The sequence below is a fragment of the Longimicrobium terrae genome (assembly GCF_014202995.1).
Taxonomy (GTDB): Bacteria; Gemmatimonadota; Gemmatimonadetes; order Longimicrobiales; family Longimicrobiaceae; genus Longimicrobium; species Longimicrobium terrae.
Genome location: NZ_JACHIA010000012.1, coordinates 1 through 24,270 on the forward strand (window position 1 = coordinate 1; position 24,270 = coordinate 24,270).

Here is a 24,270-nt window from a genome sequence, read left to right on the forward strand (position 1 = left end):
CCGAAGCTTATCGCAGCTTATCGCGCCCTTCTTCGCCTGTCCGTGCCAAGGCATCCACCGTGCGCCCTACTTTCGCTTGACCGGATATGCTCGCTGGCGGGAGGTTACTCCACCAGGCACTCCGGTCCACCGAACCTTCTCACACGTATTGGTGCTTGCTGAGTGCCGATCACTTCGCTCGACTACTCGCTAACCCAACCCATTACCCGAATTTTCAAATACTTCTTCAGCGCGGCCATTTCGCCGCGAGCCAACTAACTTAATGGCCCTTGTCGCGGTTGTCAACAGGTCCGGAGATTCCGGTTTCTGCCGCCCCGGCGTTGCCGCCGTGTCCCGCGAAGGGCGCAAACAATAATCACCTCGAGCAGTTTCGTCAACACTCCATCTGGGAATTATTCCGAACTCTTCTCGAACGCCCGTTCGGCTATCCATACTTCCAGACGCGACTTGTGGCGCACCAGGCCAGCTCCATCCCTCAGGAATCTCTGGAATCGCCCGCAATCGAACATCATGCAGGCGTTTCCGATCGGCATTCGCGTCCAGAGCGGCCCGGCTCACCTACACGCATCGTAATCGTGCGTGAGGCCGCATCCTTGCGCGTCATCCACGCAGGACCGCAGGACGACGGACGTACATCATCTACCGCAAGCGAGGCTCATCTGACCATGTCATACCGCGCGATCGTGTTCGCGCTCGTCCTCGGCGCTGGCGCCTGCTCGCAATCGGAGAAAGAACGCGCGGCGGTGGATGCGCCCGCGGTTCCCGCCGCGCAGGCGCCCGCGCCGACCGTCGGCACGGACAGCCCGGCTGCACCGGCGGAGCCCGCCGTGGCGGTCGCACTGGACGGGGAGGGGCTGCGCCTGGTCGACTCCAAGACGGGGAGCACGCGGCTGCTTGCGTTCGGGGCGGATTCCGCGGCGGCGCTGCAGGCGCTTACGACGGCCTGGGGAGCGCCGGCCGAGCGGGCGGCTCAGCCCGACTGCGGAGCCGGGCCGCTCACGTCCATCCGCTGGCCGAACGGCCTGACCGTGCTGGTACAGGAGGCCAAGTTCACCGGATGGAGCGCGACGGCGCCGCGGCAGCCTGTTCCCGCCGGACGGGCGGTGCAGACGATGAGCGGCGTGGGAGCGGGATCGACCCGCGGCGAGGTGGAGGGCGCGTACGCCATCAACGTCAGCAAGACGACGCTAGGGACGGAGTTCCAGGCGGGCGCGATGAGCGGGGTGTTCGCGGACAGCACTCCCGGCGCGCCGGTGGAGGTGCTGTGGGCCGGGATGTCCTGCGTCTATCGCTGAGGATCAGCGCGGCGCGTCCGGGCTTGAGGGGAGCGCCGGATCGACGGACCGCAGCCGGGGCAGATCCGCGGAAAGTCCGTCGGGCGGCGCGAGACGGGAGGAGGCGCCCGCCTCGTCCACGACCTCGCCGGCGATCGTCTCCGGCCACAGGAGGCGCGTGGCGACGGCCCAGAACGCGATGGCGATGAACCCCACCATCTGCCCCGCGGGCCGCAGCGGCCGGTAATCCGCAAAGACGCGGCGCACCCCCTCCGCCGCGTCGCCCAGGCCGAAGCCGGTGCCCGCGGCGGGGCCGACGCGCGTCCACAGCACGGGAATGACGGAGAACTTGAGAACGGCGAGCAGGAGCGCCAAGCTGGCGAGGGTAAAGACGAGCCGCCTGCGTGTGCCTCCGTTGAACGCACCCCACGCCGTGACCGCCACGCCCGCCGTCACCATCCACTCGATCATTCCCGGTGGCGGATAAAGGAGTTCCAGCACCTGCGCCGACGCCAGTGTGCCGTAGCCGACCGCGATCCATCCCAGCACCCCGTCCGCCGGGGCCCATCCCCCGCGCATGACGAGCAGGTAGGAGAGGAGGAGCGCGAACACGCCCTCCACCATGCCGAAGGTGCGGTACTCCACCCCGTCCGGCACAAGCGCCACGCCGGCGAGCGCGGCGCTGGCGAGAAAGGCGAGGCTGGCCGCGACGCGGCGATGGGCGAGCGTCATCGGGGAATCCACTCCAGCGGGCCCGGCCGCAGCTGGCGCTGAATGCGGGCGATCAACGCGTCCGCCCGCGTGCGCGTGGAGGCGGCAACCGGGGCGGCCCGCACCCGCTGCGCCACGGCGAGCGCATCGTTCAGGCGCTGCTTGTCGTCCGCGCGGTACCAGGGGGACGCGCCGGAGGCCAGCATCATCCCCGCCCTGTCGAGCGCGATGCCCGCCCACATTTCCGTGCTTTCCACCAGGCGGACGCTGTCCTGCCCCGCGTTCTGGCGCGCGTCCAGCGCCTGCTCTTCCGCCTCGGCGTAGCGCGCCAGGGCGGCGGCCGTGTCACCCGCGGCCGCCGCGGAGATGGCGGCGCTCACCCGCTCGCGCGCGCGGGAAATGCGCGGCGTGTACGCGTCCGGGGCGATGGCCACCCACGCGCGCCCGCCCACTTCCGCCGCGGTCTGCGGCTGCCCGGCGTAGAGAACGACGGCGAGGCACGACAGCACGGCGAGCAGCGCGAGCCCCCCGAGAACCCAGGGATCGCGCAGTCCGTCGTTCCACCGGGGCCCCGCGGCCGCCTCCGTATCCATGCGGATCAGCCGGTCCCGCCTGCGTCCACCACTTCCTGCACGTCCTCCACTGGGATGAAGAAGTCCCCCAGGCGCGAACGATACGGCCCGTGCCAGTCCGAGCCGCCGCTGGGCCACAGCCCGAGTTCACGCGCGACGGAGCGGAAATGCTTGGCGTCGGACGGGTTGGTCGTGGGGCGAAAGCACTCCACGCCGGAAAGGCCCCACTCCGCGAAGTCGCGGATCGCCGCGTCGAACTGCCGCGGATCGGGGTGCGCCCACACGGCCACGCCGCCCGCGTCGCGGATCATTTCGATCGCGCTGCGCACGGAGGGAAGCTCGGTGGGAACGAAGGCCGATCCCGCGTCGCCCAGAAAGCGGTCGAACGCCTCACCCACGGAGCGCACCTGCCCGGCGGCGACCATCGCCCGGGCCACGTGCGGACGGCCGATGGCGCGCGCGTCCGTTCCCGCGGCGCGCAGGACGTCCTCGTATTCCACCGCGATGCCCATCGACTGAAGCTTGCGCACCATCTCGCGCGCCCGCTCCTGCCGCCGTCCCAGCGCGCCCGCCTCGTGGGCAAGCAGCGACGCGGCGTCGGGCGCCACATGGTAGCCCAGGACGTGGATCTCGTCTTCCCCGTGGCGGCTGCTGACCTCCACGCCGGCGATCACGCGCACCGGCCCGCCCGCCGCGGCGGCCAGGGCTTCGGCGACGCCGCCGATGGTGTCGTGGTCAGTGATGGCGATGATGTCCAGCCGGGCGTCGGCCGCGGTGCGGACAAGGTCGGCGGGAGACAGTTCGCCGTCGGAGGCGCGGGTGTGCAGGTGGAGATCGACTCGCTTCATACGGATGGGGATCAGAGACGGACGCGCCGCCCGCCGGTGCGGCGGGCGGCGCGTGATCATGACAGTTCAGTGGTGACCCGCGTTTGCTACTGGCGCCACGCCACGCCCAGCCCCCAGTCCGCGCCGCGGCCCAGGTTGGCCCCGAAGCGGAGGACGAAGCCGGAGGCGAAGTCCAGGTCCACGCCCACGTCGGCCAGCACGTCAACCTGAATGTCGCTGTCGTCGTTGCGGTCGCCGATGATGTCGTTGGCCACGGCGAGACGCGGATGGATGTACGGCGTTACCGTCAGGTTGCCGGCGGGAATGGCCTGCCCGGCGGTAAAGCCCACCTGCCCGCCCAGAATGCCGGTGCCGTCACCCAGCACGCCCTGCGCGGCGGCGGTAAAGGCCAGACCGATGGGCGCGCCCGCGAGGACGACCGGGTTCCGCACTTCCAGCCCGAGCGTCAGGGCGCCGTCGCCGGTGTCCACGTAGCCTGCGCGCAGCCCCACGTCCGAGCCGCCGCGCGACGGGCGGCGCCAGATGCCTTCCACGCCCAGCGCGTCCGAGCCCCAGTCGTGAAGGTAGACGCCGAAGTCGCTGCGGGGAACCGGCGACATGTAGGTGGGCGTAAAGACCTGCGCGTCGGCGCGGGTGCCCGCGAACGCCGCCCCGATCGCGGCGGCGGCAATCCACTTGTGCTTCATCCTGGCGGTCCTGAGGTGGGGTCCATGCAACAAAGACGATGCCCGTCAGCCTGGGTAGTAGGCCAGCGGGCGTACGGGTGTTCCACGGGTTCAAGTTCTGGACCAGAGGAGAGAAGATGTAGGGAATAGGGAATAGGGAATGGGGAATAGAAACAGCGTTCATGATGATGGTTGATGCGCATCAGAGCGAAGTTCCATCGCGCTGCATCGTGGGCGGGCGTGATCGCGGTCAGCGTCGGTGGCGGAAACGGGATGGGCCCGGCCGGCAGCCGGACGGGCCCCATCCACAATCAATCTTCTCCGATCAGCCGGCCTGCGCGGTCCAGGCGTAGACCACGGGGGCGCCCGGCGCGACGTCCACGCTGATGGTGAAGGTCGTCGCGGTCACCGCGCTGATCCAGAAGCGGCCGGCGCCCATGAGGTCCGGCGCGCTGGCAGGCGTCACCGTGATCCCCGCGGCCGCGGGGGTGCGCGCCAGCCCGTGCGTCACCACAACCGAGGTGGCGCCGGCGGCGACGGTCGCCGTGCCCGTGGCGTCCGTGGCCCAGCCGCGGTTGTCGCGCGTGGTGAACGCGACCGGCGGCGTGGGCGCGTACACGTTCACGCGGTTGTCGCGAAACGTGTTGTACGAGATCTCCGTGTCCAGAAAGCTCCCCGTTCCCGCCACGCGCAGGTCCACACCCAGATCGCAGTCCACGATGGTGTTGCCGACGATGGACAGCCCCTTGGCCTCGACGCCGTTCAGGTAGACCGAGATGGCGGACCCTTCCTGCACCCCCGACTTGCGGACGTGCTTGATGACGTTGTTGGAGATGCGTACGTCGGTGGGCGCGTGATAGACGTACGTCGTCGTCCCGCCGACCGTGACCGGCTCCCCGTAGCGCTCCAGGCGGATGGCGCGCGTGTAGTACGGCCAGGCGGACTCATCGGTGTGCCGCACGCCGTTGATGACGTTGGACTCGATGAGGACGTTTTCCCCGCCGTAGACGATGATGGCGCCGTACGGCGTGTCCATGTCGGTGATGACGTTGTTGGAAACGATCAGGTCACCGCCATTCTGAAAGAAGAAGGCGAGAGCATGCCGCAGCCCGCGGGCTTCGTTGCCGTGCACCACCGTGTGGCCCTGGCCCAGAATCTGGATCGCGGGCGGCTGTGCCGGCGCCTCGCCCTCCGCGGGCGGGTTCTGGATGAACAGGTTGCCGATGTAGCGGCTGCTGATGGCGGCCGGGTTCTTTTCCTGGATGATGGCGCCCGTGGCGTCGCCCGGAGTGCCGATGTCTTCCAGGTGGTTGCCCGCCACGTAGGCGTGCACCGACGACTGGTAGATGAAGTTGGTGTTGCCGCCGCCGGGAATGCTGCGCACCCGCCGCACGTGGTTGTTGGTCACCACCAGCCGCTGGCAGATCACCTGCACCACCCGCGCGACGGCCGCGGCGCCGCTGAAGCCCTCCGCCGTCAGGTTGGCGACGTAGTTGTCGCTGAAGACGACCAGCTCGCGGCCCTCGTCCTCGTCGTTGCCCGACATGCGCAGCACGTAGCGGCGGCAGTTCTCCACGCGGCTGCGGGTGAAATAGACGGCGTCGAACTTCATGCTGGCCGATACGACGGCAGTCGACAGGTTGCGGAAGATGCAGCGGTCGATGGTCAGCCGCCCGATGAACTCCGCCGCGGTGCCGCTCCACAGCAGGAACGTCGCCGAGTCGCGAAAGGTGCAGTTCTCGAAGCTCACCGCCTGCACGGGCGGCGCGTTGATCCCCTCGAAGATGGTTCCCCAGTTCTCGAAGGTCAGCCCCGCCACGTCCAGTTCGCTGCGGGCGATGGCGAAGCGGGTGGTGGTGCCGGGCCCGCGCAGCACCGTGTCGCCGGGCACCTCGCCGCGCAGCCGGACCGGCTCGGTGAGCGTCGGGACGGGGGTGGGGGTGGTGAGGGCCCAGGAGGGAAGGTTGTAGATACCGGCGGGGAAGTACACCTCCGCGCCACCCTGGGCGATCGCCGCGGCAATGGCGTTCTTGACGGCGGCGGAGTCGTCCGTCGTGCCGTTGCCGGACGCGCTGTACGGGGCGTCCTTGACGTTGATCATGTTCTGCTCCGTTCGGGGTGTGTGCAGAACCGGCGGGCGGTCCGGGGAGACGCCTCTTCCGGCCTACGAACATACCCGAACGAATGCCGAAACGGGACCAGAACTGTGTGGCTATTGCGCACACTCCGCACACCTGTCCGCGGATGCCTTCCGGCCTGTCCGCACGGAGATCGAGGAACGGTTGAACCGCTGATCCGTGCCGGATTCCCGTTCCGTCCGCCTCACATCCGGAACACAGACAGCCCCGCTCCGGCGCCATGCCGGAAGCGGGGCTGATGCCCGGTTGCCGCCACCCCTCATCCAAGAACCCCGCGACGGTTCCCTCGATCAGTCGCGCGGGACGGGTTGCGGACGCGGGCCGCGGGGTGCAACGTGCAGCACAGCCGGGGAACGGCTTGGACCGGAGCCGGAACTCGGAGGAGCGCGGTTGATCAGGCGGTACCTGAATGGCCTTGCCCGCGGCGCGCTGCGGCGGGCGATGGCCGGCGTTCCACGCCGTCGCCGCTTCGCGGCGGCGCTGCTGCTGGCGCGCGTCCTTACCCCGTTCGTGCGGCGGGCCGGGATGTTCACGGGGCTGCGGCGCTGGCCGCTGAACTCCGGTCTGGCGGTGAGTCTGCACGTGGTGCTCGGCGAGCTGATCCGCAGCGGCGTCGGCTTTGATGCACGCGTCGTTTTACGGGGGCTTGAGCGGCTGGACGAGGCGGCGGCGGACGGCCGCGGGGTGCTGCTCATCGGCCCGCACACGCTGCTGACGCGCATGGCCATCCGCCGTCTGCACGAGGCCGGTTATCCGGTTACGGCCATCACCGCCGTCACCGCCCCCGCCGCGCCGCCGGGCTCCGACCTGCCGCTCATCCGCCGCTCCCCGTTCTTTCTGCTCGCGGTGCGCGAAGAGCTGGCGCGCGGGCGCATCGTCTTTGCCATGGTGGACCGCGCGAGCGCCGAGCCCGGCATCACCACGGCGGTGGAGACCGCGCTGGGAACCGTGCACGTGGCCGATCCCCTCATCCACCTGGCGGCCCGCTGCGGCGCGCGCGTGGTGTTCATTGCCTCGCGGCTGCGCGGGGCGGCGATTCAGGCCCGGATCGAGGCTCCCGGTCCCGCGGGCGGCGACGCGGCCGCCACGCTCCAGCACTTCATCCGCTTCGTGCAGCGGTACGCGGCCCGGCTGGCGGGGACGTCCGCGCCGCGCGAGGCGAGCCGCGGCGGGGAGACCGCCGCTCCGCACTCCCCCCGGCATCAGGCCCTTCCCGAAACCCACCCCGGCGCGTCTTACGAGAGGACGGATCGTGCAGCAGGCAGGACTTCACCGGCACCGTACGCAGGGACTGCTGGACCGGGAATCGTTTCCCATGCGGCTGTGGAGCAAGGCCAAGCGCCAGGGGGCGTGGGATCCGCAGGACATCGACTTCGCCCCTGACCGCATGGAGTGGGCGACGCTCCCGGAGCAGCGGCGCCAGCGGGTTCTGCAGCTGTGCGCCCTGTTCCACGCGGGCGAGGAGGCCGTCACGCTGGACCTGCTCCCCCTGCTGCGCGTGCTGGCCGCGGAGGGGCGGATGGAGGAAGAGATGTACCTGACCTCCTTTCTGTGGGAGGAGGCCAAGCACGTGGACCTGTTCGACCGCTTCTTTGCGGAGGTGGCGGGCGACCCGGGAGACCTGTCGCGCTTCTGGCACCCCAGCTACCGCCGCATCCTTGACCAGGAGCTTCCGGACGCGCTGCGGCGGCTGGAGACGGATGCTTCGCCCGAGGCGCAGGTGCGGGCGTCCGTCACCTACAACCTGGTGGTGGAGGGGATCATGGCCGACACCGGCTACCTTCTCTTCGACCGCATGCTGGGACACGATGGAAGCCTGCCCGGAATGCGGCGGGCCGTCGGGCTGCTGAGGCGCGACGAATCGCGGCACGTGGCGTTCGGCCTGTACCTGATCAGCCGGCTCGTGGTGGAGCACGGCGACCGCGCGTACGGGGCGTTTCTGCGGCGGATGACGGAACTGAAGCCCATCGTGGAAGATTCCACCCGGCAGTTCCTGGGCTTCTTTGACGGCGCGTATCCGATGGGCATCACCATGGATGAGCTGATGCGCCACTCGCGCGACCGGTTCGCCGGGCGGCTGCAGCGCATCGTCCGCGCGCGGACGCGCACGCTGCACCAGCTGCGCGTCCCCGGCCACCGCCGCCCGCAGCCCGCTACGGCGGACTGATTCTATTCTCGAGGAAAAGAGGCGGTTCGACGGGTCGGATCAGCCGCCGCGCCCGGACTCCCGCTCGCGGAGGACGTGCGCGGCCACGTCCGCCACGGTGCGCATGTCCCGGGCGGCGCGCTCGTCCAGCGGCCGCAGGCCGAACTCGCCTTCCAGCGCGAACGCCAGCTCCAGCAGGGCCAGTGAGTGGTAGCCCAGTTCCTCCACTAGGTGCGTCCCGTCCTCCGGGGGCGCGGCGGGCGGCTCGGGGGCAAGGCGCAGAACCAGGTCGCGGACGCGGGCGCGCAGCTCGCGCTCGTCGAGGGGTGGTGTGTCAGCCATGAGCCGGGGCGGTGTGCCGGAACGGGGATGCGGCCTGCAGCGCGCCGGTGGCGAACGCGTGCCACAGCGGCCGCCGCCGGGGCTTGCCGCTGGAGGTGCGGGAGATGCCGCCGCGGGCCGTGGCGACAAAGACTACGCGGGCCCCGCCGGTCTGCCGGCGCAGCAGCGCTTCGGCGGCGGGGCGCCACGCGCCCTGCGGTTCTTCCGAGAGGAGTACGGCGGTGGGAGCGCCCTCATGCTCGCCCAGCAGCACCGCGATGCGCGGACGGGGAACGCCGGCCGCGGCCAGGGCAACCTCCAGGTCTTCGCTGAACACCATCCGCCCCCGCACCTTGAGGCTGTCACCCAGGCGCCCCAGCACGAACAGCTGGCCGTCGCGCACGAAGCCCGCGTCGCCGGTGCGCAGTTCGCCGTCGCGCAGCGCGGTGGCGGAGGCATCCGCGGCCCCGGCGTATCCCTCGGCGACGGACACGCCGCGCACGACGATCTCGCCCACGTAGCCGTCGGGGAGGGGCGCGCCGTCCTCGCCGTCGATCGTCACCCGCACGCCTGCCGCCGGACGGCCGCAGCCCACCACCACCGTCGCGTCCGGCCCGTTCGCGGCACGTACCGGCATCCCCGGCGCCAGCGACGCCGGATCCAGCGCCTCGCGGGTCCAGCCCGCTCCGGGGTCCACGCCGGTCACCGCCAGCGTGGCCTCCGCCAGCCCGTACGCGGGGAGCAGCGCCTCGCGCGCGAGGCCGGCGGCCGAGAGCAGCGCGTGAAAGTCGTCCAGCGCGCGCGCGTCGATGCGCTCCGCCCCGATCACCATCCCCCGCAATCCGCTGAAGTCCAGTCCCTCCAGCGCCGCGGGAGCCACGCGGCGCACGATGTACTCCAGCGCGAATGACGCCGTAACCGTCAGCCGGACGCCCGGCGTGGCGAGCGCGCGCAGGTAGCGCAGCGGCTCGCGGACGAACTGCTCCGGCTGCATCAGCCAGAGGTCGCTCCCGGCCGTGACGGCGGAAAGCAGCCCGCCCACCAGCCCCATGTCGTGGTGCAGGGGAAGCCATGAGACGAACGCGTCCTCCGGCGTCCACCGCAGCCAGGCATGGATGGCGGCGATGTTGGCCTCCACCGCCGCGTACGGCAGCCGCACGCCCCGCGCGGAGCCGCTGGAGCCGGAGGTGAACTGCAGCAGCGCCAGCCGCCCCGCTCCCGTTCCCGCCAACGCGGATGCATCCGCCGGGGAGGACAGGAGCGAGGCGATGGGCACGGACTCCGCACCTTCCGCCGCCAAAATCTCCGCCTCCTCCGCCAGCCCTTCATCCACCAGCGCCAGCACGGGGGACGCGGTCCGCAGCACGCCGCGCAGGTGCGCCCGGTACGCATCCAGGTCCTGAAACGCCAGCAGCGGAGCCAGCAGCGAAGGCGTGGCGCCCGCGAGCAGCACGCCGTACAGGGCGGCGACGAAGTCCGGGCCCGAGCGCCCCAGCAGCACCACCACGTCGTCCGCGCGCACGCCGCGGCCCGCCAGCGCATCCGCCGCGCGGCGGGCGCGCTCCGCCAGTTCCGCGTAGCCGTGGAACGTCCACGTGCTATCCGCCTGCGCAAACCGGATCCCGCGGTCCAGCGGGGGGCGGTCCATCCACTCCAGGAGCTTGGTCGCGCGCATCTACAAGCGTTCAGGGGGCGTTCAGAGGGGCTGCGGTCCGCCCCAGTGCCGTGTCGGATGCCGCGTCATCTCCGGCGGGCGCCGGGGCGCGGGAAGGTGGCGCGGCGTGGAAGCGCCCGCAAGGCGAAGGCGTGATACAAATCCGGAAAAATCCTGGCTGACGACGATGCGGAAGCAGATGAATCTGCCGCAACAACGGCGGAAAGGCTCACGTACTGCCGTGAGGCTTCCACCGCCACGAACCGAAAGGTACGGCGCCGAAGTTCATCGAATCCGTATGTTCCCCGCACCAGACGGCGGCACGGCACGGCTGTTTCACTCGCATGATCCGCCCAACGAGACCGGCCCCCGCCGCCTTCGGAAAGGCGGCGGGGGCCGGTGATCCATCGATCGCGAAACCGCTCAGGCCGGATCCGCGCGCTCGCTCAGGATCGTGACCTCGTTGTCAGCGACCTGAAGGAAGCCGCCCGACACGCGGAAGCGGCGCTCGGCGCCGCCCACCGTGATGCGCATTTCGCCTTCGCCCAGCAGGGCCATCAGGGGGGCGTGGCCCCGCAGAATGCCCAGCTGGCCGTTGTGCGCCGGCACCACGACGCCGTCCGCCGGACCCTGGTAGACGGTCTGCTCCGGGGAAAGCACGGTGACGCGCAGCGCCCCCGCGCCCTCGCCCGACGCCGCGGGGGCCGCCATCAGCCGCCCGCCTCGAGCTTGCGGGCCTTCTCCAGCACGCCCTCGATGCCGCCCACCATGTAGAACGCCTGCTCCGGCAGGTGGTCGAACTCGCCGTTCACCACGCGCTCGAACGACTCGATGGTTTCCTCGAGCTTCACGTACGCGCCCGGCGTGCCCGTGAACTGCTCGGCCACGTGGAACGGCTGCGACAGGAAGCGCTGGATGCGGCGGGCGCGGCCCACCGTGACCTTGTCTTCTTCCGACAGCTCGTCCATGCCCAGAATGGCGATGATCTCCTGCAGCTCCTTGTAGCGCTGCAGAATACGCTGCACACTGGTGGCGACGTTGTAGTGCCGGTCGCCGATGTACTGCGGGTCCACGATGCGCGACGTGGAGTCCAGCGGGTCCACCGCCGGGTAGATGCCGATTTCCGTCAGCGCGCGGTTGAGCACCGTGGTGGCGTCAAGGTGCGCGAAGGCGGTGGCCGGCGCCGGGTCCGTAAGGTCGTCGGCGGGCACGTAGATGGCCTGCACCGAGGTGATGGAGCCGTCGCGCGTGGAGGTGATGCGCTCCTGCAGGCCGCCCATCTCCGTGGCCAGCGTGGGCTGGTAGCCCACGGCGGACGGCATGCGGCCCAGCAGCGCCGACACTTCCGAACCCGCCTGCGTGAAGCGGAAGATGTTGTCGACGAAGAACAGCACGTCCTGCTTCTCGACGTCGCGGAAGTACTCGGCCACGGTCAGCCCGGCCAGCGCCACGCGCAGACGCGCGCCCGGTGGCTCGTTCATCTGGCCGTAGACCAGGGCCACGGACGACTCCGCGAGGTTGTCGTCCTTGATGAGCCCCGCTTCGCGGAACTCCAGCCACAGGTCGGTGCCCTCGCGGGTGCGCTCGCCCACGCCGGCGAACACCGAGCGGCCGCCGTGCCCCATGGCGATGTTGTGGATCAGCTCCTGAATGACCACCGTCTTGCCCACGCCGGCGCCGCCGAAGAGGCCGATCTTGCCGCCCTTCACGTACGGGGTGAGCAGGTCGATGACCTTGATGCCCGTCTCGAGCACCTCGGTCTTGGCCTCCAGGTTCACGAACAGCGGCGCGTCGCGGTGAATGGACCAGCGCTCGGCCGAAGCCGGAATCTCGCCGCGCTCGTCCACCGGGTCGCCCAGCACGTTCATGATGCGGCCCAGGGCGTTGACGCCCACGGGAACGCGGATGCTGGCGCCCGTGTCGAACACGTCCATGCCGCGCACGATGCCGTCCGTGGCTTCCATGGCCACGGCGCGCACCTGGTTGCGGCCGATGTGCTGCTGCACTTCCAGCGTCAGGTTCACCGCGGGGCGGCCGTCGGCCGCCGCGGCGCGCACGTGCAGCGCGTTGTAGATCTCCGGAAGGTGGCCTTCGAACTCGGCGTCGATCACGGGGCCGATGACCTGAATCACGCGGCCCACGTGGGTCGCGCCAGCGGGCACGGTGGCCTGCTCGGGGGCGATGGTCGCCATCTATGCTCTCCTCAGTCGTGGGACTCTACGTTATTCCAGCGCCGCGGCTCCGCCGACGATCTCGGCGATTTCCTGCGTGATCGCCGCCTGCCGCACGCGGTTGTACGTCCGCGTGAGGGTTTCCAGAATGTCACCGGCGTTGTCGGTGGCGTTCTTCATGGCCGTGCGCCGGGCGCCGTGCTCGGCCGCCGACGTTTCCACCAGCGCGCGGTACACGCTGTTGCGCACGTACAGCGGAAGAATGCGCCCCAGGATCTCGTCGCCCGACGGCTCCAGCAGGTACTCCACGTCGGCCTGCGCGCCGGCGGCCGCTTCGGCCTCGGCGGCGGGGGGCGCCACGGGAAGCAGCTGCATGGTGGTGGGCGGCGTGCTGAGCGCCGAGTTGAACTTGGCGTACACCACGTACACCGCGTCCATCTCGCCGCGGACGAACTCGGCCATCAGCTCGTCCACCAGCCGCTGCGCGTCGGCCGCGCCCGGCCGGTCGCCGATGTCGGCGATGGCGGTGCGCAGCTGCTCGTTCGCAAACCGGAAGAAGCTGATGCCCTTCTTTCCGGAAATGTGCAGCTCGGCCTCGGCCCCCTCGGCGCGCAGGCGCGCCATCAGGGAGCGGGCTTCGCGGATCAGGTTGGCGTTGAAGGCGCCGGCCAGGCCGCGGTTGCTGGTGAGCAGCACCACCGCGGCGCGGCGCACCGTGGCCGGCTGCCGCAGCAGCGGGTAGCGGGCCGCCAGCTCCGGCGTCAGCAGCCGGCGAATGACCCCCGACAGCCGCTCGGCGTACGGACGCGCCGCTTCCACGCGGTCCTGCGCGCGCTTCAGCTTGGACGTGGACACCATCTCCATCGTCCGCGTGATCTTGCGCGTGTTCTGGACCGAACGGATGCGGCCCTTGAGTTCTCTGGCCTTGGCCATGTTCGTCTAGGTCAGGTGCGGGAGCGCGGGCGTGCGATGCGCGGATGCGGTTTCAGTTCCGCACTCACGCACATCGCACTCACGCACTTCAGTACGACTGCCGGGCGCCCGCGGCGTTGGCCGCCGGGTTGCTCGCCATGCGAAGCTGCTCTTCCGACATGTGCCGGTCGGCGGCCGTCTCGTTCAGGATCGCGCTCTGGGCGTACGTGTCGGTGCCCACCGGCGAGTGCGGGTCGGCGAACAGCTCGGCGTAGCGCTCGATCGCCGCGCGCATCGCCTTTTCGGCGTCGCCGGCCAGCGTGCGCGTGCTGCGGATGCCGTCCAGCAGCTCCGGGTGCTGCGCCTTGAGGAAGACGTGGAAGTCGCGCTCCCACGCCTTCACCTGCGGCAGGTCGACGTTGTCGATGTAGCCGTTGGTGAGCGCGAAGATGATGGCGACCTGGTTTTCCACCGGCATGGGCTGGTACTGCCCCTGCTTCAGAATCTCCACCGAGCGGGCGCCGCGGGCCAGCTGGCGCTGCGTCACCGCGTCCAGCTCGGAACCGAAGGCGGCGAACGCCTCCAGCTCGCGGTACTGCGCCAGCTCGCCCTTGAGCTTGCCGGCCACCTGCTTCATGGCCTTGATCTGCGCGCTGCCGCCCACGCGGCTCACGCTGATGCCCACGTTCACCGCCGGGCGCACGCCCGAGTTGAACAGGTTGGACTCCAGGAAGATCTGCCCGTCCGTGATGGAAATCACGTTCGTGGGGATGTACGCCGACACGTCGCCGGCCTGCGTTTCGATGATCGGCAGCGCCGTCAGCGATCCGCCGCCCATCTCATCCGAAAGCTTGGCGGCGCGCTCCAGCAGGCGGCTGTGCAGGTAGAACACGTCGCCCGGGTACGCCTCGCGGCCCGGCGGGCGGCGCAGCACCAGCGACATCTGGCGGTACGCCACGGCCTGCTTGGAAAGGTCGTCGTACACGCAGAGCGTCGCCTTGCCCTTGCCGTTCTCGTCCTTGGTGTACATGAAGTACTCGGCGAGCGCGGTGCCGGCGTACGGCGCAATGTACTGCATGGGCGCCGGGTCCGACGCCGTGGCGGCGACGATGATGGTGTACTCCAGCGCGCCGGCGTTGGCCAGGCGGCTCACCACGCCGGCCACGGTCGACGCCTTCTGGCCGATGGCGACGTACACGCAGACGACGTCCTGCCCCTTCTGGTTGATGATCGTGTCGATCGCGATCGCCGTCTTGCCGGTGCCGCGGTCGCCGATGATCAGCTCGCGCTGGCCGCGGCCGATGGGGATCAGCGCGTCGATGGCCTTGACGCCCGTCTGCATGGGCTCGCCCACCGGCTTCCGCAGCACGATGCCGGGCGCCACGATGTCCACCTGGCGGCGGCCCGCGGCGTGGATGGGGCCCTTGCCGTCGATGGGCTCGCCCAGCGGGTTCACCACGCGGCCCAGGTAGCCGGGGCCCACGGGGATGTCGAGCACGCGGCCGGTGCGGCGCGCCTGGTCGCCCTCGTGCAGCGCCGTCCAGTCGCCCAGGATCACGGCGCCGATGTTGTCTTCTTCCAGGTTCAGCGCCAGCGCGGTCACCACCTGGCCGGTCTGGCCGCTGGTGATTTCCAGCATCTCGCTGGCCATGGTGCCCATGAGGCCGTAGACGCGGGCGATGCCGTCCTTTACCTCCAGCACGCTGCCGACCTGCTCGGCCCCGAGCACGTCCTCGTACCGCTCGATCTCGCCGAGCAGTACGTCCTTGATCTCGCTTGCGCGAAGCTGGCTTTCGACCGTCGCCATTCTTCTATCCTCGGTTGGCGGTCCAGCGCGGGGCTGGAATGCGCAGATTTGATGTCGTCCGAACCCTGTAACCCGACCCTGCGACCCGGTTCGCCGGCGGCGGCGCGCTCCGTGGAGCGCAGCGTCGCGCGGCCGGCGGGGTTCGCGTCAGACCGCCGCGGGGGCGGCCAGCGGCGGCAGGTCGGCCGCCATCATGGCCCGGCGCAGCCGCGACGCGCGCGTCCGCACCGACCCGTCCAGCACGTCGTCTCCCACGCGCACCACCATGCCGCCCAGGAGCTCCGGATCCACCGTGAAGGTGGGGATCACGGCCGTGCCCATGCGCGCCTCCAGGCCGCGCCGGATTTCTTCTTCAAGCGCGGCGTCGGGCGCGTGGCTCAGCGTAACGGCCACGCGCACGCGGCCCATCCGCTCGTCCACCAGCGCCTGGTACTGCTGGCCGATTTCGCCCAGCAGCGCGCCGCGGCGCTTTTCCACCACCACCAGAAGGAAGCGCAGCACCAGCTCCGGCACCCGGCCGCGCAGCGCGGCCGTCAGGGCCGTCTTGCGCTGGTCCAGCGTCACGCGCGGCGTTTCCATGAACTGGCGCACGCGCGGATCCTGGTTCAGCAGCCCCGCCACGTCCTCCATGGCCGCGCCGAACTGCTGCACGGCGGCGTCGCCGCCGTTGCGCTCGGCGAGGGCCAGCAGGGTCTCCGCGTAGTTGCGGGAGATCAGCTCGGCGCGCACCGGTCAGACCCCCGCGGTGGCGCGCGGTGACACCTGCCCCAGGTACTCGCGCACTAGGCGGCGGTTGTCTTCGCTGTCCAGCGTGCGGCGCACCAGCCGCTCGGCGGCGGCGATGGACAGGTCCACGGCCTCGTGGCGCACGGACTCCAGCGCGGCGGCGCGTTCGGCGGCGATGTCGCGGCGGGCGCGTTCCATCATCTCGTCCTGCTGCCGGCGCGACTCGGCCAGGGCGTCGGCGCGCACGCGCTCGTTCTGCGCCCGGGCGTCGTTGAGGGCGTCCTGCACCTTGGCGCGGGTGTCCTCCATGAGCCGCCGGTTCTCCTCGGCCAGCGTGGCGGCCTCGGCGCGGTCGCGCTCGGCGCCTTCCAGCAGCTCGCGGATGTGCGCCTCGCGGCGCTCCACGGCGCCCAGAATGTTGGGCCAGGCGAACTTGGCGAGCACCGCCAGGACGATCCCGAAGATCAGGAAGGTCCAGATGATCAGCCCGACGTTGATGTCGAGCGGGCCGCCGCCCTCCTCGGCCGCGTACAGCGGCTGGGCGGTCAGGACGAGCAGGGCCAGCAGGGGCCAGGTCTTGCGGCTCATAGGGGTCAGCAGGCTCGGTCTGTCAGTCGATCACAAGAAAAAGGGGGCGGGCGGAGGGGCCGCGAAGCCCCTCCGCCGCGCCGCGAAACGCTTAGCCCAGCGCGCCGCCGACCGTGCCGTTGATCAGCAGGCAGACGATCAGGGCGAAGAAGGTGGCGCCTTCGATCAGCGCCGCCAGGATGATGCCGGCCGTCTGGATGTTGCCGGCGATCTCGGGCTGGCGGGCCATGCCCTCGGTGGCGCCGCGGCCGATCATGCCGATGCCGATGCCGGCGCCGATGATGGCGAGGCCCGCGCCCAGGGCGGCGCCGAGAAGGCCGTTGCTCAGAAAGCTCAGGTCGGTAGCCTGCATGGTACGTCTCCGTGTGGTGTAGCGTCAGACAACGGTTTCGGGCCGATCGCTCGCTCGGGCCGGAGCCCGGTGGCGCCTGTCCGGCTTGCGCCGCGCGCCCTCCCCGGGAGCCCATCCCCGGGTACTGTACGACGGGAGTGAGCGATTCCCCCGCCGGCGTGGATCACGCCACGCGCATGAACTTCAAGTGCTCAGTGCCCAGTGCCCAGTCATCAGTCCACGGGTGCCGGCCCTTGTCCTGGGCACCTGGCACTCCGGCACTGGGCACTTTCAGCTTTCTCAGTGCGCGTGCCGGATCATTCCGATGAACACGCTCGTCAGCACGCAGAACACGTAGGCCTGCAGGAACGCGACGAAGATTTCCAGGAACGTCAGCGCGCCGGCCATCAGGAACGGGCCCCAGATGAAGTAGCGCCCGAACGCCACGCCCACCGCGAACAGCGACAGCAGCACGATGTGGCCGGCCATGATGTTGGCCATCAGACGCACCGCGAGGGCGAAGGGCTTGGCCAGCTTGCCCAGCAGCTCCACCGGCGTCATCACGATCGCCATGATGAACGACATCACCGGGCCCAGTCCGGGCGGGATGTACACGATGGTCTTGATGTATCCCAGCGGGCCCAGCGCGATCATTCCGCTGACTTCCACCACCAGAAAGGTGATCAGGGCCAGGGCGGCGGTGACGGCGATGTTGCCCGTGGCGCTGGCGCCCCAGGGCAGCAGGCCCAGCAGGTTGCAGAACAGGATGAAGAAGAAGAGCGTGATCAGGTACCCGGCGTACTTTTCGCCGCCGTGCCCGATGTTGGGCATCACCACTTCTTCGCGGATGTACAGGGCGAACGTTTCCACCACGTTGTGCCGGCGCGACCCCGGCGACACCCCGCTCTGCCGGCGCCTGGCCGCCATCCCCGCGGGGATGAAGATGATCAGCATCAGCAGCGCGGCCAGCGCCATGAAGACGACGTGCCGGGTGGGCGTCATGTCCACCGGGCCCACCATGAACGATCCGGCGGCCGGCAGGTGCACCGTGCCGATGGGCGGAAAGTCCAGCGTGTGGCCGTCCTGCACGTGGTGCATGGCGTTGAACTCTTCCGAGTGCCCGCCTTCGGCTCCGTGGCCGGCTTCCACGCCCTGGTTGACGTCGGACACGGCCTCGTGCGCCGCGGCCGCGTTTCCGGCGGCGGCGCCCTCATGCCCCGGCTGGGCCGCGGTGGGGGCGGCGCCATGGCCGGCTTCGGCCGCCGCGGGGGCGGCCTCGTGGCCCGCCTGGGCCGCCACGGGGGCGGCCGCAAAGAGCAGGGCGAACAGCGCGGTGGTCAGCTTCATGCTTGCGTCGGGTTCGACGTTCGGTTCTTCAGATACGCCGCTTCACTCAGCGTGGTGAGCCAGAATACGCCCGCCAGCGAGAGCAGCGTGGCCGCAAAGGGCAGCCCCGCGCGCGGCGCCAGGACGAACGCGGTGACGGCGAACACCGCCAGCCGCACCAGCAGCCCCAGGCCATAGGCCGTCCAGGCCTGGTCGCGCCCGGGGTACAGCCGGATGAAAAAGATCCAGAACACGGCGGCCTGGGTCACAAACCCCAGCGCCGAGCCCGCCAGCACCCCCGCGCGATGCGCGGGACCGCCCAGCAGAACCCCCGCCGCCGCGACGGCGGCGGCAATGAGGAACGCGGTGACGGTGTAGCGGAGCCCCAGCCTGTTCACGGACGGTCTTTCCTTTCAGACCCGGCGGCGTCCCGCTCGCGCGGCGCCACCACCAGGGTGCGGTACAGCATCCAGAACCCGCCCACGCCGCCCAGCGCGGCCCCGGCAATCAGCAGCCAGGGGGCGGTTCCCAGCTTGCGGTCCAGCCACATCCCCAGGAACAGGCAGATCGCGATGAAGGCGGCGAACTGCATTCCCGCGCCCATCAGGTCTCCCGTCCCCGCGCCCTGCCCCCGCCCTGCCGGGCCCCGTGGATCTGCTGGCATTCCGCTGTCTTTCAGGGCCGCTTGCGGGGGGTGAGCGCGCCCAATATAGGCGCTTGTGAAATTTTTCGCAAGCACATTCCGCCCACTTCCCGGAATGTTCCATCCCCGCTTGTGAAATTTTTCGCAAACTCGCCGCTCCCACCGTTGACGGCCTTCTTTGCTGGCGTCTAACTTGCCGTCCATGCGGGCCCGCGGGAGTGTCCCGCCGTCCGTCTTTCCACGCCTTCCCGGTTGCTTCATGGTGCTTCGCCGCGCGCTGTTCCCGCTGGCCCTCGCCACCCTGTGCGGCGCCTGCGCCGCCGCCGTCCCGGCCCCCGGCTCGCCCGATGCGCAGCCCGGCGGCGTGGCCTTCGCCTCGCCGCTGGTGTCGTCGCTTTCCGTGGCGCCCGCGGGAGACAGCGTGCGGCTCACGCTGCGGGTCACCAACGGCGGCGCCCAGCCGGTGCGCATGGAGTTCCGCAGCGGGCAGACGTACGACTTCGCCGTTGCTTCCGGCGGGCGCGAAGTGTGGCGCTGGTCCGCGGACCGCGGCTTTACCGCCGCGCTGCGGTCGGAAACGCTGGCCGCCGGCGAAACGCGCGCGTGGAGCGAAACGTGGCGCCCCGCCGCGGGCAGCCGCGGCGACTTCACCGCCAGCGCCCGGCTCGTTTCCGCCAGCCATCCGGTGGAAGCGAGCACCCCGTTCCGCCTTCCCTGATCCGCCCCGCCGTGACGCCCTCGCCAGACCCGGATCCGCCTTTTCCGACGTTCGCTGACGTACTCGCCGCGGACCGGCGGCTGGACGGCGTGGTGCGCCGCACCCCGCTGGAGCGTTCGGCGTGGCTGTCGCAACGCGCGAAAACAGACGTTCTTCTCAAACTGGAACTGTCACAGCGCACCGGATCATTCAAGCTGCGCGGCGCGTACAACGCCGTCGCGTCGCTGTCTCCGGAGGCGCGCGCGCGCGGGCTGGTGACCGCCTCCGCGGGGAACCACGGGCAGGGCGTAGCCCTGGCCGCCACGCTGGTGGGATGCCGGGCCACCGTGTTCGTGCCCGCGGACGCGCCGGAAACCAAGCGCCGCCGCATCGCCGGCTTCGGTGGCGACGTGCGGCTGGTGGACGGGGGATATGACGACGCGCACCACGAGGCGGAGGCCTTTGCCGCCCGCACGGGGGCGCTGTACGTGCACGCCTTCAGCGACCCGGCCGTGGTGGCGGGACAGGGCACGGTGGGGCTGGAGATCCTGCGCGAGCGGCCGGACGTGCGGACGCTCGTGGTCCCCGTGGGCGGCGGCGGATTGATCGGGGGGATCGGCGTCGTCGCGCGGGCGATGGGGAGCGGCGTGCGCATCATCGGCGCGCAGACGCACGAGACGGCGGCCATGCACGCCTCGCTGGCCGCGGGCCGGCTGACCTCGCCGGACTACGGGGAAACGGTCTGCGAGGGGTTGAGCGGCGACGTGGACGAGCGCAGCCTGGCGCTGGCCATGCGGGTGGTGGACGGCATCGTGCTGGTGTCCGAGGACGAGGTGCGCCGCGCGATCCGCCGGCTGTACGTGGAGGAGGGCGTGGTGGCGGAGGGAAGCGCCGCCGTGGCCGCCGCCGCGGTGATGCAGGGCGCCCTGGACGGGGCGGAGGGACCCGCGGCCGTGGTTCTCACGGGCGGAAACGTGGATGCGCGGCGCTTGGCCGGCATCCTGTGCACTGACGACTGATGGCCATCATTCTTCCCTTCGCCGGTATCCTGCCCCGCATTCACCCCACCGCCTTCGTGGCGCCCAACGCCGTCGTCATCGGCAACGTGATCATCGGCGCGGAGGCCAGCGTGTGGTTCGGCGCGGTGCTGCGCGGCGACGAGCCGGACTTTGAAATCCGCGTGGGCGCGCGCACCAGCGTGCAGGACAACGTGGTCCTTCACGTCAGCCGCCAGGGCGCGACCCTCATCGGTGAGGACGTCACCATCGGCCACGGGGCGGTGCTGGAAAGCTGCACCGTGGGCCGCGGCGCGCTGATCGGCATGAACGCCGTCGTGCTGCAGAAGGCCGAGGTGGGCGACGAGGCGCTGATCGCCGCGGGAGCCGTGGTGGGCGCCGGGGCCGTCATCCCCCCGCGCACGCTGGCCGCGGGGACGCCGGCGGTGGTCAAGAAGGAGTTGCAGGGCGAGTCGCTGCGCTGGGTGAGCACCAGCGCGCATCACTACGTGGAGCTGTCCCGCGCGTACCTGGACGGGGGCGTGGGCCGGGTGGACACGGACGGCACCGAACCGGGGAACGGGGGACGATGAGCGATTTTCGTGAGCGTGAGACCGTGCTGGCCGACGCGGAGGCGTACGGCACGCCGGAACCCGCCGTCGTGCCCGCCCGCGCCCCGGCCGGAGACGCGCTTTCCGCGGGCGACCCGCACGAGGTGGAGGTGCTGCTGCGCACGCTGTGCGACCTGGCCGGCCCCACCGGGCAGGAAGACGAGGTCACGGCGTGGGTGGCGCGCGAATGGGAGGGGCGCGGCGAGGTGACGCGCACCCCGGTGGGCAACCTGTTCCTGCGCTTTCCCGGGCCGGGACCGCGCGTGCTGCTGGCGGCGCACGCGGACGAACTTTCGCTCATCGTGCGGTCGGTGACGGCGGACGGCTTTCTGCGCGTGCTGCCGGGCGAGCGGGACCTGTTTTCGTTTCCCTACTTCATCGGCTCGCGCTTTCGCGTGCTGGCGGGCACGGGCGCGCTGCCGGGCGTGCTGGCGGCGACGACCGGGCACGCGCTCACGCCGGAGCAGCGCGACCGCACCCGCGTGTCGTGGGACGACCTGTTCGTGGACGTGGGGATGACGGCGGACGAGTGCGCCGCGGCGGGAATCGGCGTGGGGACGCGGATGGTGTGGGCGTCGCCGGTGGAGCGGATGGGACGGCTTCTGGTGGGCAAGGCGATGGACGACCGGCTGGGCGTGGCGGTGCTGGTCGCGCTTTCCCGCCGACTGGCGGAGCGGGCGCCCGCGTGCGACGTGACGCTGGCGCTGACGGTTCAGGAGGAGATCGGGATGGTGGGCGCCAGCAGCCTGGCGCGCGACGGGCGCACCTTTGACGTGGGCTTCATCATCGACAACGGGCTGGCAGGCGACATTCCCACCGTGTCGGCGGAGCATGTACCCGTGCGGCTGGGGGGCGGGCCGGCGCTGGTGCATCGCGACTCGTCCGTGCACTACTCCCGCCGGCTGATCGGGCGCATGCACGACGTGGCGGCGCGCGAGGGAATTCCGGTGCAGGACGTGGTGCTGTACCACTACTCGTCGGATGGGGCCCACCTGGTGCGGCAGGGGATGGAGACGCTGCTCGTGGCGCCGCCCATCCGCTACTCGCACTCCCCGTTCGAAGCCGTGGATCCGCGGGACGTGGAATCCGCGGTGCGGCTGTTCGAGGCGTACCTGTGCGAGGTGGCCGAGGGCTGACTCCGTCGGTTTCACGCGAGGACGCGGGGGTGGCGGGGGCACGCGGAGGAACTGCGGGGGGAACTGCAGGGGAACCGCGGAGGGAACTGGGGATGATGAAGCGGAGGACCGGGAGCATTCCGGTCCTCCGCTTTCGTTTGTGGTCCGTGGCGACGCCTTCTCCCCGGCGATGTACACGCCGAAACGCGTCATCCAGAGGAGGCGCCGGCCGCCCCTTCAGACACGCCGATCCCCGTCGCCGAAGATCTGCCTTCCCATCAGAACGGGCGTGCCCCACGCGACGCGGGCTCAGACGAGGAGCACATCTTTCGTGTGCATGTGCCGGCGCGGCATTCGGTGACGATCGGCGAACGAACGCGGGCCGGCGCGATGCGCCGGCCCGTTTCCGTCATCCAGAACCGTACACGCTTCAGACCACGAGGAAGTTACGGACGTACCAGTCGATCAGCGCCTGCCCTAACGGCTCCGTGATCGCCGCGCCCAGCGCCAGGAAGATGCCGAAGGGCACCAGCTTTCCCGTCTTCATGCTGATGGGAGCAAAGATCAGCGTGCCGAACAGCGCGCCCAGGAACAGCGTCAGCAGCACGCCCCACGGCCCCAGGAACGCGCCCACCATCAGCATCATCTTGATGTCGCCGCCGCCCATCGCGGGCTTCTTGAACGCCCACTCGCCCACCACCGCGATCAGCCACAGCAGCCCGAAACCCAGCGCCCCGCCGATCAACGACTGCATCCAGGTGACGCCCCCCGGCGCGAACGACAGCGCGAAGCCGATGGCCGCGCCGCCCCACGTGAATTCGTCGGGGATGATGTACGTCTTGGCGTCCGACAGCGCGATCCCCAGCAGGATGGTAAAGAACAGCGCCACCACCAGCGCCTGCCACTCCACCCCGTACCGCAGCACCGAAATCACCCAGATGGCCGCCGTCCCCGCCTCCACCAGCGGATACTGGATGCTGACCCCGGCCCCGCACGCCCGGCAGCGGCCGCGCAGGATCATCCACCCCAGGATGGGCACGTTGTCGAACCAGCGGATGGGCGTGCCGCACGATCCGCAGCGGGAGGGAGGGCGGATGACGGACAGCTCCGCCGGCCACCGGTACACGCACACGTTCAGAAACGAACCCACGCACGCGCCGATCACGGCGGCGTAGGCCAGAAGCAGTGCCATCACGCTCGAAGTCCGATCCGCTCAGCGCAGCAGTTGGTGCATCAGAATGGCGCCCGCCGCCGCAACGTTGAGCGACTCGGCCCGCCCCCGCAGCGGAATGCCGACCACGCGGTGGGCCCGCGCCCGCGTCTCGTCGCCGACTCCCGCCCCCTCGTTCCCCACCACCAGCGCCGTGCGCGCCGGCGCCGGCTCTCCCACCGCCTCGCCCCCCGTGCCCGAGGCCAGCACCTGAAAGCCGTTCTCCCGCAGCCAGGGCGCAAGCTCGTTCCACCCCGACTCCACCACGGGAAGGCGAAAGGTGGCGCCCATGGCGGCCCGGACCGTCTTGGGGTTCCACGCGTCCACCGTGCCGGGGAGGCACACCAGCCCCGCCGCGCCCAGCGCCTCGGCGGTGCGCGCCAGGGTGCCCAGGTTGCCCGGGTCCTGCACGGCGTCCACCACCAGCACCACCGCCGGCTCGCGCTCTACGCGAATGCGGTCCAGCCCGCCCTCCGGCACCGATCCCACGGCCAGAATTCCCTGCGGCGACTCCGTATCGGCCAGCGTGCGCAGCTCCACCTCGCTCACCTCGCGCAATGTGACGTTCTGGTCCAGCAGCGCGTGAATGAGACTGCGCCCGCGCGGAGTGTCACCCGCGGAGGACGCCGCGGCCACGAAGTCGATGGACAGCTCCGAAGCCAGCAGGTCCTCTACCGCGCGGATGCCCTCCGCCACGAAAAGGCCCTCGGTTTCCCTGTGCTTGCGCTGGCGAAGAAGGCGCAGAAGCCGCTCTTCGCGCCGGGTCAGCACGCCCACCCCGACTGGTCCGCGATTTGCTTTTCCACGCA

26 protein-coding genes and 1 rRNA gene are annotated in these 24,270 nt (G+C 70.6%); 7 read left to right on the top strand and 20 right to left on the bottom strand.

Going from position 1 to position 24,270, the window contains the following annotated elements; translation table 11 throughout:
• Positions 1 to 82: ribosomal RNA gene (locus HNQ61_RS17815) — 23S ribosomal RNA — on the bottom strand; the annotation flags it as partial.
• 583 nt (positions 83 to 665) lie between these two features.
• Here HNQ61_RS17815 and HNQ61_RS17820 point away from each other — a divergent pair.
• Positions 666 to 1,295, top strand: coding sequence for a hypothetical protein (locus HNQ61_RS17820; RefSeq protein ID WP_170034853.1), 630 nt, complete (start codon positions 666 to 668; stop codon positions 1,293 to 1,295).
• Between the two features lie 3 nt (positions 1,296 to 1,298).
• Here HNQ61_RS17820 and HNQ61_RS17825 read toward each other — a convergent pair whose 3' ends face one another.
• The 5 genes from HNQ61_RS17825 to HNQ61_RS17845 form a co-directional block, all read right to left on the bottom strand.
• Positions 1,299 to 2,006: a hypothetical protein gene (locus HNQ61_RS17825; protein WP_170034852.1), complete on the bottom strand. Its 708-nt coding sequence runs from the start codon at positions 2,004 to 2,006 to the stop codon at positions 1,299 to 1,301.
• Entirely contained in the window at positions 2,003 to 2,578 is a 576-nt protein-coding gene (locus HNQ61_RS17830) for a hypothetical protein (protein WP_170034851.1), read from the bottom strand. The genes HNQ61_RS17825 and HNQ61_RS17830 overlap by 4 nt, the downstream gene beginning before the upstream one ends.
• A gap of 5 nt (positions 2,579 to 2,583) precedes the next feature.
• Positions 2,584 to 3,405 (bottom strand): PHP domain-containing protein, encoded by an 822-nt coding sequence (locus HNQ61_RS17835; protein ID WP_170034850.1) that lies wholly within the window; start codon positions 3,403 to 3,405, stop codon positions 2,584 to 2,586.
• A gap of 86 nt (positions 3,406 to 3,491) precedes the next feature.
• On the bottom strand, positions 3,492 to 4,091 hold the full coding sequence (locus HNQ61_RS17840; protein ID WP_170034849.1) for a hypothetical protein: 600 nt from the start codon (positions 4,089 to 4,091) through the stop codon (positions 3,492 to 3,494).
• Positions 4,092 to 4,395: 304 nt separating this feature from the next.
• On the bottom strand, positions 4,396 to 6,171 hold the full coding sequence (locus HNQ61_RS17845) for a right-handed parallel beta-helix repeat-containing protein (RefSeq protein ID WP_170034848.1): 1,776 nt from the start codon (positions 6,169 to 6,171) through the stop codon (positions 4,396 to 4,398).
• 427 nt (positions 6,172 to 6,598) lie between these two features.
• Here HNQ61_RS17845 and HNQ61_RS28815 point away from each other — a divergent pair, with 427 nt between their 5' ends.
• On the top strand, positions 6,599 to 7,591 hold the full coding sequence (locus HNQ61_RS28815) for a lysophospholipid acyltransferase family protein (RefSeq protein ID WP_240978475.1): 993 nt from the start codon (positions 6,599 to 6,601) through the stop codon (positions 7,589 to 7,591).
• On the top strand, positions 7,503 to 8,375 hold the full coding sequence (locus tag HNQ61_RS17850; RefSeq protein WP_244973945.1) for a R2-like ligand-binding oxidase: 873 nt from the start codon (positions 7,503 to 7,505) through the stop codon (positions 8,373 to 8,375). The genes HNQ61_RS28815 and HNQ61_RS17850 overlap by 89 nt, the downstream gene beginning before the upstream one ends.
• A 39-nt stretch (positions 8,376 to 8,414) precedes the next feature.
• Here HNQ61_RS17850 and HNQ61_RS17855 read toward each other — a convergent pair whose 3' ends face one another.
• From HNQ61_RS17855 to HNQ61_RS17910, 12 genes are all read right to left on the bottom strand, one after another.
• On the bottom strand, positions 8,415 to 8,696 hold the full coding sequence (locus tag HNQ61_RS17855) for a phosphopantetheine-binding protein (RefSeq protein ID WP_170034846.1): 282 nt from the start codon (positions 8,694 to 8,696) through the stop codon (positions 8,415 to 8,417).
• Entirely contained in the window at positions 8,689 to 10,350 is a 1,662-nt protein-coding gene (locus tag HNQ61_RS17860) for an AMP-binding protein (RefSeq protein WP_170034845.1), read from the bottom strand. The genes HNQ61_RS17855 and HNQ61_RS17860 overlap by 8 nt, the downstream gene beginning before the upstream one ends.
• Before the next feature lie 402 nt (positions 10,351 to 10,752).
• Complete coding sequence (atpC, locus tag HNQ61_RS17865; RefSeq protein ID WP_170034844.1) at positions 10,753 to 11,040, bottom strand: ATP synthase F1 subunit epsilon; 288 nt, start codon at positions 11,038 to 11,040, stop codon at positions 10,753 to 10,755.
• Positions 11,040 to 12,521, bottom strand: coding sequence for a F0F1 ATP synthase subunit beta (gene atpD, locus HNQ61_RS17870; protein ID WP_170034843.1), 1,482 nt, complete (start codon positions 12,519 to 12,521; stop codon positions 11,040 to 11,042). The genes atpC and atpD overlap by 1 nt, the downstream gene beginning before the upstream one ends.
• A gap of 30 nt (positions 12,522 to 12,551) precedes the next feature.
• Positions 12,552 to 13,433: a F0F1 ATP synthase subunit gamma gene (locus HNQ61_RS17875; RefSeq protein ID WP_170034842.1), complete on the bottom strand. Its 882-nt coding sequence runs from the start codon at positions 13,431 to 13,433 to the stop codon at positions 12,552 to 12,554.
• An 88-nt stretch (positions 13,434 to 13,521) separates the two neighbouring features.
• The gene (atpA, locus tag HNQ61_RS17880) at positions 13,522 to 15,219 is read right to left on the bottom strand and encodes a F0F1 ATP synthase subunit alpha (RefSeq protein ID WP_170034841.1); all 1,698 of its coding nucleotides are present in this window, start codon (positions 15,217 to 15,219) and stop codon (positions 13,522 to 13,524) included.
• A gap of 147 nt (positions 15,220 to 15,366) precedes the next feature.
• Positions 15,367 to 15,948: an ATP synthase F1 subunit delta gene (atpH, locus tag HNQ61_RS17885; protein ID WP_170034840.1), complete on the bottom strand. Its 582-nt coding sequence runs from the start codon at positions 15,946 to 15,948 to the stop codon at positions 15,367 to 15,369.
• A 3-nt stretch (positions 15,949 to 15,951) separates the two neighbouring features.
• The gene (gene atpF / locus HNQ61_RS17890) at positions 15,952 to 16,533 is read right to left on the bottom strand and encodes a F0F1 ATP synthase subunit B (protein ID WP_170034839.1); all 582 of its coding nucleotides are present in this window, start codon (positions 16,531 to 16,533) and stop codon (positions 15,952 to 15,954) included.
• 91 nt (positions 16,534 to 16,624) lie between these two features.
• Positions 16,625 to 16,885, bottom strand: a complete 261-nt coding sequence (gene atpE, locus HNQ61_RS17895; protein WP_276510113.1) for an ATP synthase F0 subunit C — start codon at positions 16,883 to 16,885, stop codon at positions 16,625 to 16,627.
• 279 nt (positions 16,886 to 17,164) lie between these two features.
• A complete protein-coding gene (atpB, locus tag HNQ61_RS17900) occupies positions 17,165 to 18,211 on the bottom strand; it encodes a F0F1 ATP synthase subunit A (RefSeq protein WP_170034838.1) in 1,047 nt (348 codons plus the stop codon).
• On the bottom strand, positions 18,208 to 18,588 hold the full coding sequence (locus tag HNQ61_RS17905) for a hypothetical protein (RefSeq protein ID WP_170034837.1): 381 nt from the start codon (positions 18,586 to 18,588) through the stop codon (positions 18,208 to 18,210). The genes atpB and HNQ61_RS17905 overlap by 4 nt, the downstream gene beginning before the upstream one ends.
• Positions 18,585 to 18,854 carry an AtpZ/AtpI family protein gene (locus HNQ61_RS17910; RefSeq protein ID WP_170034836.1) on the bottom strand — a complete coding sequence of 90 codons (270 nt, stop codon included), beginning with the start codon at positions 18,852 to 18,854 and terminating at the stop codon, positions 18,585 to 18,587. The genes HNQ61_RS17905 and HNQ61_RS17910 overlap by 4 nt, the downstream gene beginning before the upstream one ends.
• Before the next feature lie 238 nt (positions 18,855 to 19,092).
• Between HNQ61_RS17910 and HNQ61_RS17915 the strand changes: the two genes are divergently transcribed.
• The 4 genes from HNQ61_RS17915 to HNQ61_RS17930 are packed head-to-tail and all read left to right on the top strand — an operon-like array spanning position 19,093 to position 22,272.
• A complete protein-coding gene (locus HNQ61_RS17915) occupies positions 19,093 to 19,551 on the top strand; it encodes a BsuPI-related putative proteinase inhibitor (RefSeq protein ID WP_170034835.1) in 459 nt (152 codons plus the stop codon).
• An 11-nt stretch (positions 19,552 to 19,562) separates the two neighbouring features.
• Complete coding sequence (locus HNQ61_RS17920) at positions 19,563 to 20,549, top strand: pyridoxal-phosphate dependent enzyme (protein WP_170034834.1); 987 nt, start codon at positions 19,563 to 19,565, stop codon at positions 20,547 to 20,549.
• Positions 20,549 to 21,118 carry a gamma carbonic anhydrase family protein gene (locus HNQ61_RS17925; RefSeq protein WP_170034833.1) on the top strand — a complete coding sequence of 190 codons (570 nt, stop codon included), beginning with the start codon at positions 20,549 to 20,551 and terminating at the stop codon, positions 21,116 to 21,118. The genes HNQ61_RS17920 and HNQ61_RS17925 overlap by 1 nt, the downstream gene beginning before the upstream one ends.
• A complete protein-coding gene (locus HNQ61_RS17930; protein ID WP_170034832.1) occupies positions 21,115 to 22,272 on the top strand; it encodes a M42 family metallopeptidase in 1,158 nt (385 codons plus the stop codon). Before HNQ61_RS17925 ends, HNQ61_RS17930 begins: the two co-directional genes overlap by 4 nt.
• A 409-nt stretch (positions 22,273 to 22,681) precedes the next feature.
• On the opposite strand, the gene HNQ61_RS17935 is transcribed toward HNQ61_RS17930, so the two are convergent.
• On the bottom strand, positions 22,682 to 23,443 hold the full coding sequence (locus HNQ61_RS17935) for a prepilin peptidase (protein WP_170034831.1): 762 nt from the start codon (positions 23,441 to 23,443) through the stop codon (positions 22,682 to 22,684).
• A gap of 21 nt (positions 23,444 to 23,464) precedes the next feature.
• The gene (locus HNQ61_RS17940) at positions 23,465 to 24,238 is read right to left on the bottom strand and encodes a TrmH family RNA methyltransferase (RefSeq protein ID WP_170034830.1); all 774 of its coding nucleotides are present in this window, start codon (positions 24,236 to 24,238) and stop codon (positions 23,465 to 23,467) included.
• Positions 24,239 to 24,270: the final 32 nt, after the last annotated feature.